This is a genomic window from Streptomyces sp. NPDC047042 (genome assembly GCF_040644035.1).
GTDB lineage: Bacteria > Actinomycetota > Actinomycetes > Streptomycetales > Streptomycetaceae > Streptomyces.
The window spans coordinates 144,807-161,417 of the sequence record NZ_JBEYVP010000017.1 but is presented as its reverse complement, the minus strand read 5'-3'; the positions used below and the strand labels follow the sequence as shown (position 1 = coordinate 161,417).

General features: G+C 68.3%; 17 protein-coding genes, 1 tRNA gene and 1 pseudogene. 6 read left to right on the top strand and 13 right to left on the bottom strand.

The genetic code is table 11. The features are described 5' to 3' along the window. The first annotated feature begins 145 nt into the window (after positions 1 to 145). Positions 146 to 919 (top strand): response regulator transcription factor, encoded by a 774-nt coding sequence (locus ABZ855_RS21445; protein WP_360809012.1) that lies wholly within the window; start codon positions 146 to 148, stop codon positions 917 to 919. 27 nt (positions 920 to 946) lie between these two features. Here the strand turns inward: ABZ855_RS21445 and ABZ855_RS21440 are convergent, their stop codons facing one another. Continuing rightward, positions 947 to 1,444, bottom strand: coding sequence for a MarR family transcriptional regulator (locus ABZ855_RS21440; RefSeq protein ID WP_319212342.1), 498 nt, complete (start codon positions 1,442 to 1,444; stop codon positions 947 to 949). An 89-nt stretch (positions 1,445 to 1,533) separates the two neighbouring features. Here ABZ855_RS21440 and ABZ855_RS21435 point away from each other — a divergent pair, with 89 nt between their 5' ends. Both ABZ855_RS21435 and ABZ855_RS21430 read left to right on the top strand, forming a co-directional pair. Continuing rightward, a complete protein-coding gene (locus tag ABZ855_RS21435) occupies positions 1,534 to 2,373 on the top strand; it encodes a trans-aconitate 2-methyltransferase (protein ID WP_360809010.1) in 840 nt (279 codons plus the stop codon). Then, on the top strand, positions 2,370 to 2,738 hold the full coding sequence (locus tag ABZ855_RS21430) for a VOC family protein (RefSeq protein WP_360809008.1): 369 nt from the start codon (positions 2,370 to 2,372) through the stop codon (positions 2,736 to 2,738). Before ABZ855_RS21435 ends, ABZ855_RS21430 begins: the two co-directional genes overlap by 4 nt. Here the strand turns inward: ABZ855_RS21430 and ABZ855_RS21425 are convergent. Genes ABZ855_RS21425 through ABZ855_RS21415 form a run of 3 tightly spaced genes read right to left on the bottom strand, consistent with a single transcriptional unit; the run spans position 2,728 to position 4,721 of the window. Beyond that, a complete protein-coding gene (locus tag ABZ855_RS21425; RefSeq protein WP_360809006.1) occupies positions 2,728 to 2,976 on the bottom strand; it encodes a type II toxin-antitoxin system prevent-host-death family antitoxin in 249 nt (82 codons plus the stop codon). The two genes, ABZ855_RS21430 and ABZ855_RS21425, sit on opposite strands and share 11 nt — an antisense overlap. Positions 2,977 to 3,033: 57 nt before the next feature. Next, entirely contained in the window at positions 3,034 to 3,711 is a 678-nt protein-coding gene (locus tag ABZ855_RS21420) for a TetR/AcrR family transcriptional regulator (RefSeq protein ID WP_360809005.1), read from the bottom strand. Next, positions 3,708 to 4,721 (bottom strand): fatty acid desaturase, encoded by a 1,014-nt coding sequence (locus ABZ855_RS21415; RefSeq protein WP_319212332.1) that lies wholly within the window; start codon positions 4,719 to 4,721, stop codon positions 3,708 to 3,710. Before ABZ855_RS21415 ends, ABZ855_RS21420 begins: the two co-directional genes overlap by 4 nt. 326 nt (positions 4,722 to 5,047) lie before the next feature. Here ABZ855_RS21415 and ppc point away from each other — a divergent pair, with 326 nt between their 5' ends. Continuing rightward, positions 5,048 to 7,789 carry a phosphoenolpyruvate carboxylase gene (gene ppc, locus ABZ855_RS21410; RefSeq protein WP_360809002.1) on the top strand — a complete coding sequence of 914 codons (2,742 nt, stop codon included), beginning with the start codon at positions 5,048 to 5,050 and terminating at the stop codon, positions 7,787 to 7,789. Between the two features lie 110 nt (positions 7,790 to 7,899). Here ppc and ABZ855_RS21405 read toward each other — a convergent pair whose 3' ends face one another. The 4 genes from ABZ855_RS21405 to ABZ855_RS21390 all read right to left on the bottom strand — a co-directional run bounded on the left by ABZ855_RS21405 (position 7,900) and on the right by ABZ855_RS21390 (position 10,643). Further along, entirely contained in the window at positions 7,900 to 8,640 is a 741-nt protein-coding gene (locus ABZ855_RS21405; RefSeq protein WP_360809001.1) for an LPXTG cell wall anchor domain-containing protein, read from the bottom strand. Positions 8,641 to 8,763: 123 nt separating this feature from the next. Continuing rightward, entirely contained in the window at positions 8,764 to 9,282 is a 519-nt protein-coding gene (locus tag ABZ855_RS21400) for a hypothetical protein (protein WP_360808999.1), read from the bottom strand. A gap of 92 nt (positions 9,283 to 9,374) precedes the next feature. Beyond that, positions 9,375 to 9,977, bottom strand: a complete 603-nt coding sequence (gene pth, locus ABZ855_RS21395) for an aminoacyl-tRNA hydrolase (protein WP_319212324.1) — start codon at positions 9,975 to 9,977, stop codon at positions 9,375 to 9,377. An 81-nt stretch (positions 9,978 to 10,058) separates the two neighbouring features. Then, positions 10,059 to 10,643: a 50S ribosomal protein L25/general stress protein Ctc gene (locus ABZ855_RS21390; protein ID WP_360808997.1), complete on the bottom strand. Its 585-nt coding sequence runs from the start codon at positions 10,641 to 10,643 to the stop codon at positions 10,059 to 10,061. Positions 10,644 to 10,815: 172 nt separating this feature from the next. On the opposite strand from ABZ855_RS21390, the pseudogene ABZ855_RS21385 reads away from it, so the two are divergent. Continuing rightward, positions 10,816 to 10,911, top strand: a pseudogene (locus tag ABZ855_RS21385) (pentapeptide repeat-containing protein); the annotation flags it as partial. Here ABZ855_RS21385 and ABZ855_RS21380 read toward each other — a convergent pair. The 4 genes from ABZ855_RS21380 to ABZ855_RS21365 all read right to left on the bottom strand — a co-directional run bounded on the left by ABZ855_RS21380 (position 10,910) and on the right by ABZ855_RS21365 (position 14,530). Beyond that, the gene (locus tag ABZ855_RS21380; RefSeq protein ID WP_319212320.1) at positions 10,910 to 11,890 is read right to left on the bottom strand and encodes a ribose-phosphate diphosphokinase; all 981 of its coding nucleotides are present in this window, start codon (positions 11,888 to 11,890) and stop codon (positions 10,910 to 10,912) included. The pseudogene ABZ855_RS21385 and the gene ABZ855_RS21380 sit on opposite strands and share 2 nt — an antisense overlap. Before the next feature lie 119 nt (positions 11,891 to 12,009). Next, on the bottom strand, positions 12,010 to 13,458 hold the full coding sequence (gene glmU, locus ABZ855_RS21375; protein WP_360808995.1) for a bifunctional UDP-N-acetylglucosamine diphosphorylase/glucosamine-1-phosphate N-acetyltransferase GlmU: 1,449 nt from the start codon (positions 13,456 to 13,458) through the stop codon (positions 12,010 to 12,012). 117 nt (positions 13,459 to 13,575) lie between these two features. Then, positions 13,576 to 13,646 (bottom strand) — tRNA-Gln (locus tag ABZ855_RS21370). An 11-nt stretch (positions 13,647 to 13,657) separates the two neighbouring features. Further along, positions 13,658 to 14,530: a hypothetical protein gene (locus ABZ855_RS21365; protein ID WP_360809126.1), complete on the bottom strand. Its 873-nt coding sequence runs from the start codon at positions 14,528 to 14,530 to the stop codon at positions 13,658 to 13,660. A gap of 167 nt (positions 14,531 to 14,697) precedes the next feature. Here ABZ855_RS21365 and ABZ855_RS21360 point away from each other — a divergent pair, with 167 nt between their 5' ends. Continuing rightward, the gene (locus tag ABZ855_RS21360) at positions 14,698 to 16,014 is read left to right on the top strand and encodes a histidine kinase (protein ID WP_360808993.1); all 1,317 of its coding nucleotides are present in this window, start codon (positions 14,698 to 14,700) and stop codon (positions 16,012 to 16,014) included. A gap of 98 nt (positions 16,015 to 16,112) precedes the next feature. Here the strand turns inward: ABZ855_RS21360 and ABZ855_RS21355 are convergent, their stop codons facing one another. Next, entirely contained in the window at positions 16,113 to 16,607 is a 495-nt protein-coding gene (locus ABZ855_RS21355) for an SUKH-3 domain-containing protein (RefSeq protein ID WP_360808991.1), read from the bottom strand. Positions 16,608 to 16,611 lie beyond the last annotated feature (4 nt).

Genomic DNA, 16,611 nt, shown 5'->3' with positions numbered 1-16,611 from the left:
CGGCGGCCGTGCGGTCGGTGACCGCGGCCCCGTCCCAGGCCGGCAACAGCAGCCGGGGACTGCTCCGGGCGTCGTGTCCGCACGGGTTGTCCCCCCGACGATTGGGTGTCCCCAGCTCTTGAGGAGCTCGGGGAAGGGGGTTTCAGTGGTTCGCATCCGAGTCCTGGTCGTCGACGACCACCGCATCTTCGCCGAGTCTCTCGCCGCCGCACTGGCCGCGGAGCCGGACGTCGACGTCTCCGCCGCCGGCAGCGGTCCCGCCGCGCTGCGCAGTCTGGAGCGCGCGGTGGCCGAGGGCCGCCGGTTCGACGTCCTGCTCGTCGACTCCGACCTGGGCGGCAATGTGCCGGGCGCCCGCCCGGCGGTGCCCGTGCAGGAGGGCAACGAGGAAGGGCTGGTCGACGGAATCTCCCTGGTCGCGGGCGTCCGTACGGGCCATCCGCACGTACGGACCGTCGTCCTCGCCGAGAAGGACGACCCCCGCCGGGCCGCGCTCGCCCTGCAGGCGGGTGCCTCCGGGTGGGTCGCCAAGGACTGCTCGCTGTCCCGGCTGCTGACCGTCATCCGGGGCGTGCTGCGCGACGAGACGCATCTGCCGCCCGCCCTGCTCACCGGCGTGCTGCGCGAACTGACCGCCGCCCGCAAACACCGCACCGAGAGCGAACGGCTCGTCGAGTCGCTCACGCCCAGGGAACGCGAAGTGCTGCGCTGCATGGTCGCCGGACTGGGCCGCAAAGCCGTCGCCGAACGCCTGTTCCTCTCCCCGCACACCGTGCGCACGCACATGCAGAACGTGCTGGGCAAACTCGGCGTCCACTCCACCCTCGCCGCCGTCGCCCTCGCCCGGCGCGCCGGAGTCGGCCCCGCCGACCTCGGCCACGGCACACGCATCGCGGTCGAGGAGAGCAGCAGCGCCTGACCGGCGACAAGCCACCCCCGGGTTCGGTCAGCCGGGGATGTTGTCGAACGGCGCCGTCAACTGGCGCAACAGCGCGGCCAGTTCGGCCCGCTGCGCGCGTGACAGCTCCGCCAGGATCGCGCGCTCCTGGTCCAGCAGACCCGCGAGCGCCTGATCAGCCCTGTCCTGGCCCTCCGGTGTGAGCCGCACCAGCACCCCTCGCCGGTCGCTGGGGTCGGGAAGACGCTCCACCAGGCCCTTCTTCGTCAGCCGGTCGATACGGTTGGTCATCGTGCCGGAGGTGACCAGGGTCTGGGTGAGGAGCTGCCCGGGGGAGAGCTGATACGGGTTCCCCGCTCGCCGCAGCGCGGTCAGGACATCGAACTCCCAGGGCTCCAGAGCGTGTTCGGCGAACGCCAGCCGGCGCGCACGGTCCAGATGCCGGGCGAGCCTGCTGACCCGGCTGAGCACTTCGAGCGGTTCCACGTCGAGGTCCGGGCGTTCCCGGCGCCACGCGGAGACCAGCCGATCGACCTCGTCCTCCATGGCGATCAGTGTAGTGGTTGTGTCGATGTGAAGTCTCTTGGCATCAAGTCTCTTGACATCGAGATACTTTCGGCGGGAAGGTGGCTGCCATGACGACCCCCACCTGGGACCCCGCCCAGTACCTCCGCCATGCCGACCACCGCGCCCGCCCCTTCACCGACCTCCTCGCCCGCATCCCCGACCTCCCCACGCGACAGCCCGAGGGGCATCCACGTATCGCCGACCTCGGCTGCGGCCCCGGCAACGTCACCGCCGTCCTCGCCGACCGCTGGCCCACCGCCCACATCACCGGCTACGACAACTCCGCGCCGATGCTGGAACAGGCGGCCCGGTACGCGGGCCCCACCGCCGGCGGCGGACACCTCGACTTCGCCCACGCCGACGCCTCACGCTGGACGCCCACCGAGACGTACGACCTGATCGTCTCCAACGCCGCCCTCCACTGGGTCGAGGGCCACCTCGACGCCTTCCCCGCCTGGCTCGACGCCGTGGCCCCCGGCGGAACCTTCGCCTTCCAGGTGCCGAACAACCTCGACGCGCCCCTGCACGCCCTGATGCGCGAACTGGGCACCGGCGCCCGCTGGAAAAGCCGCCTCGGCGAGGTACTGCGCCGCGAGGACTCCGTCCACGCACCCCTCGTCTACCTCGACCGCCTCGCCCGCCTCGGCTGCGAGACCGACGTGTGGGAGACGACGTACCTCCACGTCCTGCAGGGCGAGGACCCCGTGCTCGACTGGGTCAAGGGGACCGGCCTGCGGCCCGTACTCACCGCCCTGGCGGACGACCCGGAGGCCCGGGACGCGTTCGTCACCGAGTACCGCGACCTGCTGCGCGCCGTGTACCCGACGGAGCCGTACGGCACCGTGCTGCCCTTCCAGCGCCTGTTCGCCGTCGCCCGCAAGGGCGGGGGAGCGGGGGCCGGGCGATGATCGCCGCCATCGACCATGTGCAGCTGGCCGCGCCGGCCGGAGCGGAGGACGAGCTGCGCGCGTTCTATGTCGACGTCCTCGGCATGGCCGAGATCCCGAAACCGCCGGTCCTCGCCGCGCGCGGCGGCTGCTGGTTCCGGGCGGGGAGCGTCCAGCTCCATCTGGGGGTCGAGAACGAATTCCGGGCCGCCCGCAAGGCCCACCCCGGCCTGCGGGTCACGGACATCGAGGCGTACGCGGCCCGCCTTGAGGCCCGTGGGGTGCGGGTGACCTGGGACGACACCCTGCCGGGCCACCTGCGCTTCTACACCCAGGACCCCGTGGGCAACCGCCTGGAGTTCCTGGAGCCGACGCCTACGGCCTGAGTCCGAGCCTCCGCCCGGCCTCGGCGTGCGGGATGCCCGGCCCGAGGGTGCCCTCCGCCTTGCGGCGCCGGCAGTCGGCAGCGGCCAGGGAGTCCTCGAGGCCGGCGACGACCTGGGCAGAGACCAGCAGCGCGGTCACCCCCTCGTCGTCGGTGAGGGCGATCGTCTCGCCGTCCGCCGCGCGGCGGACGAGCTCGTCGAGCTGGGAACCGGCCTGGCCGATCGGGATCTCAGTCACGCGGCCACGGTTGCACAGCCTGCCCTCACCGTCAGGCGAAGCACTTCACAGTCACCCTCAAGCCTTCCGGCGCCCGATCAGGCGAGGCTTCGCCTCCAGGCCGTCCAGGCCGTGCCACGCCAGGTTCACCAGGTGCGCCGCCACCTCCGCCTTCTTCGGGCGGCGTACGTCCAGCCACCACTGGCCGGTCAGCGCGACCATGCCGACCAGCGACTGGGCGTACAGCGGGGCCAGCTTGGGGTCGAAGCCCCGGCGTTTGAACTCGCGGCCCAGGATGTCCTCCACCTGGGTGGCGATGTCCGAGATCAGCGACGCGAAGGAACCCGTCGACTGGGGGATCGGGGAGTCGCGGACCAGGATGCGGAAGCCGTCCGTGTACTCCTCGATGTAGTCGAGGAGCGCGAAGGCTGCTTGTTCGCACAGCTCACGCGGGTGGCCGGCCGTCAACGAGCTCGTCACCATGTCCAGCAGGCGCCGCATCTCACGGTCCACGACCACCGCGTACAGGCCCTCCTTGCCGCCGAAGTGCTCGTAGACCACCGGCTTGGAGACGCCGGCCCTGGCCGCGATCTCCTCCACCGACGTGGCCTCGAAGCCCTTCTGCGCGAACAGGGTGCGGCCGATCTCCAGCAACTGCGCCCGGCGCTCCGCACCCGTCATCCGGGTGCGGCGGGGGCGTCGCGGTTTCTCATTGCTCGGAATGCTGCTGGAGTCGGTCGCCACGCCGTCAATCATGCCGCCTTCGCCGGTTCCTTCCGGCGCCGAGAGCCGTCCTGGTCCGTGTTCCGCCGCGAATCGATACGCGAGCGTGACGGCCAGCGCACGTCATAGGCCCAACCGAGCTTCTCGAACCAGCGGATCAGCCGCGCCGAGGAATCGACCTGCCCGCGCATCACACCGTGCCGCGCCGACGTCGGGTCGGCATGGTGCAGGTTGTGCCAGGACTCACCGCAGGACAGGACGGCCAGCCACCACACGTTCCCCGACCGGTCCCGCGACTTGAACGGGCGCTTGCCCACCGCGTGGCAGATCGAGTTGATCGACCAGGTGACGTGGTGGAGGAGGCAGACCCGGACCAGCGACCCCCAGAAGAAGCCGGTGAACGCGCCCCACCAGGACATCGTCACCAGACCGCCGATCAGCGCGGGCAGCGCCAGCGACAGCATCGCCCAGAAGATGAACTGACGGGAGATCGCCCGAATGGTCGGGTCCTTGATCAGATCGGGCGCGTACTTGTCCTGCGGAGTCTGCTCCTCATCGAACATCCACTCGATATGCGCCCACCACAGCCCCCGCAGCAACGCCGGAACCGTCTCCCCGAACCGCCACGGCGAATGCGGATCACCCTCCGCGTCCGAGAACTTGTGATGCTTGCGATGATCCGCCACCCAACGCACCAGCGGACCCTCCACCGCCATCGACCCCGCGATCGCGAGCGCGATCCGCAAAGGCCGCTTCGCCTTGAACGCGCCATGCGTGAAGTACCGGTGGAAACCGATCGTGATGCCGTGACAGCCCAGGTAGTAGAAGAAGACGAGCAGGCCGAGGTCCAGCCAGCTCACCCCCCACCCCCACGCCAGCGGCACCGCCGCCAGCACCGCGAGGAACGGGACGATGATGAAGAGGAGAAGCGTGATCTGTTCGAGCGAACGCTTCTGTTCGCCACCCAGCGTGGCCGAGGGCAGTGAGGAGTCGTCGGGCGTCTTCCCAGCGTCTTCGAGCGCGTCGGAAGGTGAGGTGGTCATACGCGTCCCCTGGGGGGTGGTGGGTCCAGTCAGATACCGGAGTTCGGAATCCGAGGGCGCCCTCGGATCCTCAGGCTCCCTACGGTTGCGTAACCTACGGCGTCGTAAGTATGTCAGCGCGTCGCCCGGCGGCAAGAGCCCAAAATCCTGCGCGCCCCCCTCGACACCTATCCTTGAGTCGGTCGGACAGCGCGGTCCGCTCTCATTTCTTCCCGGATGCCCCGCCCCCAAGCCTCCCCGAGGCGGCCCCGGCACGGCCCCCGGGCCGTCCGGACGCCGTCCGGGTACCCTCCCGCCCAGCCTCCACACTGCAAGGAGCCGCACCTGTGAGCAGTGCCGACGACCATGGCCAGGCCACCACGACCACCAGCAGCGAACTGCGCGCCGACATCCGGCGCCTCGGCGACCTGCTCGGCGAGACCCTCGTCCGCCAAGAAGGCCCTGAGCTGCTGGAACTCGTGGAGAAAGTCCGCCGTCTGACCCGCGAGGACGGCGAGGCCGCCGCCGAACTCCTGCGCGGCACCGAACTGGAGACCGCCGCCAAGCTCGTCCGCGCCTTCTCCACCTACTTCCACCTCGCGAACGTCACCGAACAGGTCCACCGAGGCCGCGAACTACGCGCCCGACGCGCCGCCGAAGGCGGCCTCCTCGCCCGCACCGCCGACCGCCTCAAGGACGCCGACCCCGACCACCTCCGCGCCACGGTCAAGAACCTCAACGTTCGCCCCGTCTTCACCGCCCACCCCACCGAAGCCGCCAGACGCTCCGTCCTCAACAAGCTGCGCCGCATCGCCGCCCTGCTCGAGACCCCCGTCATCGAGGCCGACCGACGCCGCTACGACACCCGTCTGGCCGAGAACATCGACCTCGTCTGGCAGACCGACGAACTGCGCGTCGTACGCCCCGAACCCGCCGACGAAGCCCGCAACGCCATCTACTACCTCGACGAACTGCACGCCGGAGCCGTCGGCGACGTACTCGAGGACCTCACCGCCGAACTCCAGCGCGTCGGCGTCACCCTCCCCGACGCCACCCGCCCCCTCACCTTCGGCACCTGGATCGGCGGCGACCGCGACGGCAACCCCAACGTCACCCCCCAGGTCACCTGGGACGTCCTCATCCTCCAGCACGAACACGGCATCAACGACGCCCTCGAACTGATCGACGAACTGCGCGGTTTCCTCTCCAACTCCATCCGCTACACCGGCGCCACGGAGGAACTGCTCACCTCGCTCCAGGCCGACCTGGAGGCGCTGCCCGAGATCAGCCCCCGCTACAAGCGACTCAACGCCGAAGAGCCCTACCGGCTCAAGGCCACCTGCATCCGGCAGAAGCTCGAGAACACCAAGCAGCGCCTCGCCAAGGGCACCCCGCACGAGGACGGCCGCGACTACCTCGGCACCAGCGAACTCCTCAGCGACCTCACCCTGATCCAGACCTCCCTGCGCGAGCACCGCGGCGGCCTCTTCGCCGACGGCCGGATGAACCGCACCATCCGCACCCTGGCCGCCTTCGGCCTCCAGCTCGCCACCATGGACGTACGCGAACACGCCGACGCCCACCACCACGCCCTCGGCCAGCTCTTCGACCGCCTCGGCGAGGAGTCCTGGCGGTATGTGGACATGCCTCGCGAGTACCGCGCCAAGCTGCTGGCGAAGGAGTTGCGCTCCCGCCGGCCCCTCGCACCCACCCCGGCGCCGGTGGACGCGGCCGGTGAGAAGACCCTCGGCGTGTTCCAGACCGTCAAGCGGGCCCTGGAGGTCTTCGGACCCGAAGTCGTCGAGTCCTACATCATCTCCATGTGCCAGGGCGCCGACGACGTCTTCGCCGCCGCCGTCCTGGCCCGCGAAGCCGGACTCATCGACCTCCACGGCGGCTGGGCCAAGATCGGCATCGTGCCCCTCCTGGAAACCACCGACGAGCTCAAGGCCGCCGACACCATCCTCGAGGACATGCTCTCCGACCCGTCCTACCGGCGCCTCGTCGCGCTGCGCGGCGACGTCCAGGAAGTCATGCTCGGCTACTCCGACTCCTCCAAGTTCGGCGGCATCACCACCAGCCAGTGGGAGATCCACCGGGCGCAGCGGCGCCTGCGCGACGTCGCCCACCGCTACGGCGTCCGGCTGCGCCTCTTCCACGGCCGCGGCGGCACCGTCGGCCGAGGCGGCGGCCCCTCCCACGACGCCATCCTCGCCCAGCCCTGGGGCACCCTCGAGGGCGAGATCAAGGTCACCGAGCAGGGCGAGGTCATCTCCGACAAGTACCTCGTGCCCTCACTGGCCCGGGAAAACCTGGAACTGACGGTCGCCGCCACCCTCCAGGCGTCCGCCCTGCACACCGCTCCCCGCCAGTCCGACGAGGCCCTCGCCCGCTGGGACGCCGCGATGGACGTGGTGAGCGATGCCGCCCACGCGGCCTACCGCAAGCTCGTCGAGGACCCGGACCTGCCGACGTACTTCCTCGCCTCGACACCGGTGGACCAGCTCGCCGACCTGCACCTCGGCTCACGGCCCTCCCGCCGCCCCGGCTCCGGCGTCTCCCTCGACGGACTGCGCGCCATCCCCTGGGTGTTCGGCTGGACCCAGTCCCGCCAGATCGTCCCCGGCTGGTTCGGCGTCGGCTCCGGCCTAAAGGCACTGCGCGAGGCAGGCCTAGACACCGTCCTCGACGAGATGCACGAACAGTGGCACTTCTTCCGCAACTTCATCTCCAACGTCGAGATGACCCTCGCGAAGACCGACCTGCGCATCGCCCGCCACTACGTCGAGACCCTCGTCCCCGCCGAACTCCAGCACGTCTTCGCCGACATCGAGGCCGAGCACGAACTCACCGTCCGCGAGGTCCTGAAGATCACCGGCGAGGACGAACTCCTCGACGCCACCCCGGTCCTCAAGCAGACCTTCTCCATCCGCGACGCCTACCTGGACCCCATCTCCTACCTCCAGGTCACCCTCCTCAAGCGCCAGCGCGACGCCGCAGCGGCAGGCGCCGAACCCGACCCGCTCCTCGCCCGCGCCCTCCTCCTCACCGTCAACGGAGTAGCGGCAGGCCTGCGCAACACCGGCTGACCCACACGGCGACCCCGACACGACAATGCCCCCGAGAATCCGCCGCCTGGGCGGGCGGACACTCGGGGGCATCGTCACACCGTACGAAGCCGTACGAAGCCGTCCATACGTCAGTTACCGGCGGCCTTGCGGCGCCGCAGCACCAGGTACCCGCCGGCCCCGACCAGGGCGAGCGCGGCGGCCGACAGCAGACCGGCCGGGGCGCTGCTGCCGGTCTCCGCGAGATCACCCGCGCCACCCTGCCCCGACGGGGACGCCGACGCCGACGCGGACGTGTCCACCGCCGGGCCGGAACCCTCCCCGGACGAACTCGGCGACGGTGTCACCCCCTCCGTGTCCGTCGGCGAAGCGGAGGCCGAGACGGTCGAGGAGGGCGACGGGGACGAGGACGGCGTCGCGCCGCCACCCCCGTTGCTCTCGGAGGGCGAGGGCGACGCGGAGTCCTCGCAGTCCGTCCAGAACACCTTGTGCTTCGCGGCGCCGTTCTCGCCCTCGAACTTCCAGAACAGCTTGTAGTGCCCGTCCGGCAGCGACAGGTCCTCCGTACGACCATGACCCTGGTCGTCCAGAGTGATCTCGCCGGACTTCACCGTCCCGCCCTCGGTCGGGGCCCACGCCTCGATGTGCCAGTCGACCTCCTGGACCGAGTCGAAACCGAAGGCATCGAGGTAGAAGGCGCAGACGTGCGGCTCGTTCTGGTGCAGCTCCTCGCCGGTGGTGGCGTCATGGATCTTGACGGTGCCGTTGTCACCATGAGGCGTGGCGAGGGACAGAGCGTGGGCGGCCGGTCCCAGGAACAACATGGCCGAAACACCGGCGGTCAACGCGCCGGCGCGGATGAGGGTACGCATGGGCAGTCCATCTTCGAGAATCGAGCGGAGAAGATGTGGAGGGGGCGGCTCAGCTTCCACTTCCGACTGACCTGCGGTCAATCACAGCCAGGCAACGCACCGATTCTTCACAGCGAAACCGGCTCAAAGAGCCACAAAAGCCGCCGTCAGCAGTGCGATTCCCGAACCAGCCATCGCCCACCCCACCCGCGTCAGCCCCAAACCACCCGCCACCACCACCGACGCGAGCAACAACCCCCCACCCAGCGGAACCCACGCGTACAACATCCCCGCCGGCCCCGAACGCACCACATCACTCGTACCCGGCTTCACCACAACCGTGTACGTCCGGCCCTCCCGCGCCCCCACCGACGCGTCCAGGACCACCCGCTCCCGCGCCCTCGACCCCACCGACACCGGCCGATACGGACCCGTACACCTATCGTCGTCGCACGACGCCACCGTCATCGTGCCCTGCTCACGCCCCTTGCTGAGCACCACATGCTGCGCCGTCCCCCACGACGCCCACACACCCGCGATCAGAATCAGCACCGCGACCGCACCCATCACCACAAACCGCCCCCACCGCCCAAGACGCCCCAGCCGCGGCGCCAAGGACGCGGACTTACGACGATGAGCGGTGGCCGGCATGGCCGGGATCATTGGCCATGGTCCTGCGATCGGTCAACTCCTGCCCGACAAAGTCGGCAGTTGTACCCACGTATCTCCCCCACCACCCCCGTCACTCTCCGTGCTCAGGAGTTGTACGCGCCCTGCGCCCGCTCCAACCCCTCCGTCACCAGACACTCCACCGCGTCCGCCGCCCGGTCCACGAAGAAGTCCAACTCCTTGCGCTCCACCGACGAGAAGTCCTTCAGCACGAAATCCGCCACCTGCATACGACCCGGAGGACGCCCGATCCCGAACCGCACCCGGTGATAATCCGCGCCCATCGCCTTCGTCATCGACTTCAGACCGTTGTGACCGTTGTCACCGCCACCCAGCTTCAGCCGCAACACCCCGTAATCGATGTCCAGCTCGTCATGCACCGCCACCACACGATCCAGCGGCACCTTGTAGAACTCACGCAACGCGTTCACCGGCCCACCCGACAGGTTCATGAACGACATCGGCTTTGCCAGAATCACCCGCCGGTTCGCCGGACCCACCGGCCCCACACGCCCCTCGACCACCTGCGCCTGAGCCTTGCCCGCCCGCTTGAACTTCCCACCGATCCGCGCCGCCAACAGATCGGCCACCATGAACCCCACGTTGTGCCGGTTCATCGCGTACTCCGGCCCGGGATTGCCGAGCCCCACGATCAGCCAGGGGGCGCCCGCGTCGGTCGTCACGTCCATCTCTCCTCAGCTCTTCCTGGATACGCGACAGCCGCCGCCCCTGGTGGGAGCGGCGGCCGCCGAACAAAGACTCCGGGGAAATCAGGCCTCGGCGCCCTCGGCCTCGGCGTCGGCCGGGGCCTCCTCCGCCTGCGCGGCGAGAACCTGGAGGACGACCGCGTCCTCGTCGATCGCCAGCGTCGTGCCCGAGGGCAGCGGGATGTCCTTGGCGAGGATGGAGGCACCGGCCTCCAGGCCCTCGATGGACACCGTGACGGACTCGGGGATGTGCGTCGCCTCGGCCTCGACGGTCAGCGTGCTCAGCACGTGCTCGAGCAGGTACGCACCCGGCGCCAGGTCACCCTCGGTGTGGACGTAGACCTCGACGGTGACCTTCTCGCCGCGCTTCACGGTCAGCAGGTCGACGTGCTCGAGGAAACCCTTCAGCGGGTCGCGCTGCACAGCCTTCGGAATCGCCAGCTCGGAGCGGCCCTCGAGGTCCAGGGTCAGCAGAACGTTCGGCGTACGCAGCGCGAGCAGCAGCTCGTGACCCGGAAGCGCGATGTGGACGGGGTCGGCACCGTGGCCGTAGACAACCGCGGGAACCTTGCCCTCGCGGCGGATGCGACGCGCCGCACCCTTGCCGAACTCGGTGCGGGTCTCGGCGGCGAGCTTTACCTCGGACATGCTGTGCACTCCTCGTACAGGTGAGAGACGGACAGGTCACCCGGCCACGAACGGCCTGCTACGAAGAGCGCGTCGATAACGGACAACCACCCCGTGATCACACGGGCGCGGCCTCCCTCGCCGAGCAACTCGGACAGAGTACTCGGCGGGAGAGGCCGCAGAAAAATCGATCATGCAGAAGCGATCCACCAGATCCCGCGAAACGGGAAAACGGACCGACCTCAGTCGCACGAACTTCAGTCGCACGAACCTCAGTCGCACGAACCTCAGTGCTCGTCGAACAAGCTCGTCACCGAACCGTCCTCGAACACCTCACGCACCGCACTCGCGATCGTCGGCGCGATCGACAACACCTTGATCTTGTCCAGATCAGCACTCAGCTCACCCGGCGTCGGCAACGTGTTCGTGAACACGAACTCACTCACCCGCGAGTTCTTCAACCGATCAGCCGCCGGACCCGACAACACACCATGCGTCGCCGTCACGATGACATCCTCCGCGCCATGCGCGAACAACGCGTCCGCCGCCGCCACGATCGTCCCACCCGTATCGATCATGTCGTCCACCAGCACACACACACGACCCTTGACCTCACCCACGACCTCGTGGACAGTCACCTGGTTCGCCACATCCTTGTCACGCCGCTTGTGCACAATCGCCAGCGGCGCACCCAACCGGTCACACCAACGGTCCGCCACCCGCACACGACCCGCGTCCGGCGACACAACCGTCAACTTGCCCTTGTCCACCTTCGCGCCCACATAGTCCGCCAGCAGCGGCAACGCGAACAGGTGATCGACCGGACCGTCGAAGAAACCCTGGATCTGATCCGTGTGTAGATCCACGGTCAGAATCCGGTCCGCACCCGCCGTCTTCATCAGATCAGCCACCAGACGCGCCGAAATCGGCTCACGCCCACGATGCTTCTTGTCCTGCCGCGCATAACCGTAGAACGGCACGATCACCGTGATCGAACGAGCCGAAGCCCGCTTCAACGCGTCAATCATGATCAACTGCTCCATGATCCACTGATTGATCGGAGCCGTATGGCTCTGGATCACGAAACAGTCCGCGCCACGCGCCGACTCCTCGTAACGAACGTAGATCTCACCGTTCGCGAAATCGAAGGCCTTCGTCGGGACAACCCCGACCCCCAACTGCTGGGCGACCTCCTCGGCAAGCTCGGGGTGGGCGCGGCCGGAGAAGAACATCATCTTCTTCTCCCCGGTCGTCTTGGTCCCGGTCACAGCACTGTCTCCTCAGAGGTGGTGTCTCAGCCGTGATCAGCCCTGACAGGCCTGCTCAGCTGGGGGTGTGCGGGTGTGCACCTATCACGGTAGCCCGAGTCCGACCTACCCGTTTCCGGTCAGCTTCCCTCGCCCTGCTCCCGAGAAGCCGCCTCAGCCGCCTTCGCCGACGCGCTACCCGGCCGCTTACGAGCCACCCAACCCTCGATATTCCGCTGCTGGCCTCGGGCCACAGCCAACGAACCGGGCGGCACATCCTTCGTGATCACAGAGCCGGCCGCGGTATACGCACCATCCCCGACCGTGACAGGCGCCACAAACATGTTGTCCGAACCCGTCTTGCAGTGCGACCCGACAACGGTGTGATGCTTGTCCTGCCCGTCATAATTCACAAACACACTAGCCGCACCGATGTTAGTGAACTCACCGATCGTCGCATCCCCCACATACGACAAATGCGGCACCTTCGTACCATCACCGATCGACGTGTTCTTCGTCTCCACGTACGTACCGATCTTCGACTTCACACCAAGACGGGTTCCAGGACGTAGGTAGGCGTACGGCCCCACAGTCGCCTGCGGCCCCACGACGGCACCGTCCGCGACGGTGTTGTCCACCCGCGCCCCGGCGCCCACGCGAGTGTCCTTAAGCCGCGAATTGGGCCCCACCTCGGAACCTTCCGCGAGATGCGTGGACCCTTGCAGCAGCGTGTTCGGGTGGACGATCGAATCCTGCTCAAAGGTGACCGTCACATCGACCCATGTACTGGCCGGGTCGATCACGCTCACCCCGGCGAGCATGGCCTCGGTCAACAGTCGCTCATTGAGGATCCGACGCGCCTCCGCCAACTGCACCCGGTTGTTGATCCCCGCGATCTCCCGGTGATCGGCCGCCACACAGGCCCCGACCCGATGCCCCGCCTCACGCAGAATCCCGAGCACGTCGGTGAGGTACTCCTCACCCTGACTGTTGTCCGTCCGCACCTTCCCCAACGCGTCCGCGAGCAACCGCCCGTCGAACGCGAAAACACCCGAGTTGATCTCACGAATCGCCCGCTGCGCGTCGGTCGCGTCCTTGTGCTCCACAATCGCCGTCACAGCACCCGACCCGCCGTCCCGCACGATCCGCCCGTACCCCGTCGCGTCCGGCACCTCCGCCGTCAACACGGTCACCGCGTTGCCGTCGGCGGAATGCGCGCCGGCGAGCGCACGGAGGGTCGCCCCGGTGAGGAGGGGGGTGTCGCCACAGACGACCACCACCGTCCCGTCCACGGCCCCGCCAAGCTCCTCCAGCCCCATCCGAACGGCATGACCCGTGCCGTTCTGCTGGGCCTGGAAGGCGGTACGGATGTCGGGGTCGGTCTCCGTCAGGTGGGCGGTGACCTGCTCACGGGCGTGACCCACGACGACGACCAGGTTCTCGGGGTCCAACTCACGGGCGGAGGCGAGCACATGACCCACCAGCGAACGGCCACAGAGCTCGTGCAGGACCTTGGGTGTGGCCGACTTCATACGGGTGCCCTCACCCGCTGCGAGTACGACTACGGCGGCGGGGCGATTGGCGCTCACGGGTGGTGCCCTTCGGCTGCGGAGGGGGTGGGGTGGACATCCGCAGGATACCGGGGGGTTTCGTGGGGGACATGAGAGTGGGCCCTGACTGTGCAGTCAGGGCCCACTCTGGTAGGGCTCCCGGGGAAGGAATCGAACCCTCATTCAATGGACCAAAACCATTTGTCCTGCCTTTAGACGACCCGGGATAGTTCGCCCTTTATGCCCGATTCTCGGAATCGGGCTTGGTTGCGCCCCCTACTATGCCGTACCACCAGCCTTCGATGCGACGGTACAGCTCAGAGCTTTGCCGCACGGTGAGTGCAAGGCAGCCCCGGTAGTTGGCGCCCGTATTCTTGCGCACCGTCTTGGGGTTGTGTCGCTTCAGGGCCGTCTTGCCGAACGCGCTGCGGTCGGCCTGAACCAGCTCTGCCCAGTACTTCTCGGCCGCTTCTACTTCGGCCGACTCATGGATCATCACGTGGTACCTGATGCGTTCCCGTTCGACCTCGAGAAGGTCGAGCCAGGCCAGGAAGAGGCTGATCACGTTGGGATCGCTGTTGACGAATGTGACTCGCTCGCGTCGGGCGTGGGGCTTGTCCTTCGTGCCCTCGGCCCAATAGAGGGCGACGCCTGCGATGAACAGGTCGCGGTCGGACAGTTCGCCGATGGCGGAGGCTGCGGCTTGCTTGGTCTTCTGCCGCTCCTCCTCCCGCTTCCGCAGCGTTACTTCCCAACCTCGCTTTGCGATTGCTGAAGCTTCCTCCGGAGTCCGCGTCCGTTCCGGCTTCGGCAGATCCCGTACCCAGAGCGAGATCGAGCTCTTCGAACACCCCAGCTCCATCTGGATCCGGTCGTACGTCCACCCCTGGAGTCGGAGTTCCCTCGCCCGGTGGCGCAGGTCGTCCTTCGCGTTCGGGCGCTTCGTCCATTCCGGGGGCGGCTCGCCCTCCAGGAGGCGGTTGAGGATGTCGTTGTTGTGGACGCGGAGCTGGTCGCGGATCTGGCGGCGGCTCAGCCCGTCCCGTCGCAACGCCAGCGCCTGCTCCCGCAGCCCCTCGAAGTCCGCGTACTTGCCACATGCATGTTCCATGGGCAAACCCTCCTGGCGGAATCGCCGCTTCCGGGGTCGAACGGTGTCCGATTCAGCAGTTCGAGGGATTCCGGCAAGTTTCGAATCTGTTTGATCGCGGCCTGTGGTGTAGGCCAGTCGTCGAAACTCGCCGGAAAACCGGGTGCGGCCGAACGTAGGCTGGACGCATGACCACTACGGGGGAAGAGCACACCGCGGCCTTGACCGGGCCGTGGTGGTGGACCAGGTGGCGCAGTGCGGGGCTGGATGCGGGGCTCGCGCTGGTGTCCGCCGGGGAGTGCGCGGGGGAGGGGATCCGGTTCGCGCGGGACGCGGGTGTTCCGTTGGCGGTGGGGATCGTGTTCGGGCTTGTCGCCGGGTCGGTGTTGTTGTTGCGGCGGCGGTGGCCGATTGCCGTCGTGCTTGTTTCGATCGCTGTGGCGCCGGCCCAGATGGGCTATCTGATGGGGATCGTCGGGCTGTACACGCTCGCGGCGTCCGAGCTGCCGCGGCGGATCATCGGGGCGCTGGCGGGGATGGCGATGGTGGGGACGCTCATTGTGACGTTCGTGCGGTCGCATCAGGGGGTCGCGGACGGTGGGCTGAAGATCGGGGACTGGTTGGTTCCGATCGTGGCCATCACCGCGTCGTTGGGGGTTACGGCGCCGCCGGTGCTGCTCGGGCTGTATGTGGGGGCGCGGCGGCGGTTGATGGAGAGTTTGCGGGAGCGGGCGGACAGTTTGGAGCGGGAGCTTCAGTTGTTGGCGGAGCGGGCGGAGGAGCGGGCGGAGTGGGCGCGTAATGAGGAGCGGACGCGTATTGCTCGTGAGATGCATGACGTCGTGGCGCATCGGGTGAGTCTGATGGTGGTGCATGCGGCGGCTTTGCAGGCTGTTGCCCGGAAGGATCCTGAGAAGGCTGTGCGGAATGCGGCTTTGGTGGGGGATATGGGGCGGCAGGCGTTGACGGAGTTGCGGGAGATGCTGGGGGTTTTGCGGTCGGGGGATGGGTTGGAGCGGCGGGTGCAGGGGGTGCCGTTGGCGGCGGTGGGGGTTGCTGCGGCGGTGGCTGCTTCTCGTGTTGCCGATGGTGAGGGTCAGGGTGTGGGGGATGGGCCTTGTTTGTCGGAGTTGGAGGAGTTGATCGGGCAGTCGGCGGCTGCGGGGATGGTTGTTGATCTGTCGGTGGAGGGGGATGTGCGGTTGTACGGGGCGGAGGTGGAGCAGACGGCGTATCGGGTGGTGCAGGAGGCGTTGACGAACGTGCATAAGCATGCGGCGGGGGCGAAGACGCATGTTCGGTTGGCTCATCGGGGTGATGAGGTGGCTATGCAGGTGGAGAACGAGCCGCCGCCGGAGGCTGTTTTGGGGGCTGAGGTGCGGTTTCCTTCGGGTGGGAATGGGTTGTTGGGGATGAAGGAGCGGGTTGCTGCGTTGGGGGGTGTTTTTGTGTCGGGGCCGACGGAGGCGGGGGGGTTTCGGGTGTCGGCGGTGATCCCGGCGTGACGCTCCGCTGGGTGGGGGGTTTGTTTGTCTGCGGGTCCGGTGGGGGCTGGTCGCGCAGTTCCCCGCGCCCCTTTGGGCCCTTCGGGCCCTGCGGTCCGTCAGGGGGCTGTTAGGCGGGTGGGTTCCATGCCTGTGATGAGGGTGGTCAGGGCGTGGTCGATTGTGGGGCCGAGGTACCAGTCGCCGGTGTGGTCGAGGGCGTAGATGTGGCCTGCTGTGTCGATGGCGAGGAGGGACTGGGTTTCGGGTTCTTCGCCGAGGGGGCAGACGTCGGTGTCGAGGGCGCGGCCGAGGTCGGCGAGGGTGCGGGCGAGGTGGAGGCCGTAGAGGGGGTCGAAGTGGAGGGCTGTGGGGGCGACCTGGCGGCCGGGGCCGGGGGGTGTGATGTGGAGGCCGCCGAATTCGGCCCAGGCTTCGACTGCGGCGGGGAAGACGGCGTGGCGGTGGCCGGCGGGGGAGATGTGGCCGCGTAGGGCGTCGGCCCAGATTTCGGCTTGTTTTATGTCCCAGCGGCCTGGTTGCCAGCCGGCGGCGCGTAGTGCGGCGTCGACGGCTACGGGGAAGCGGGTGGTGGAGGTGCGGTCGGTGTGCATGTGC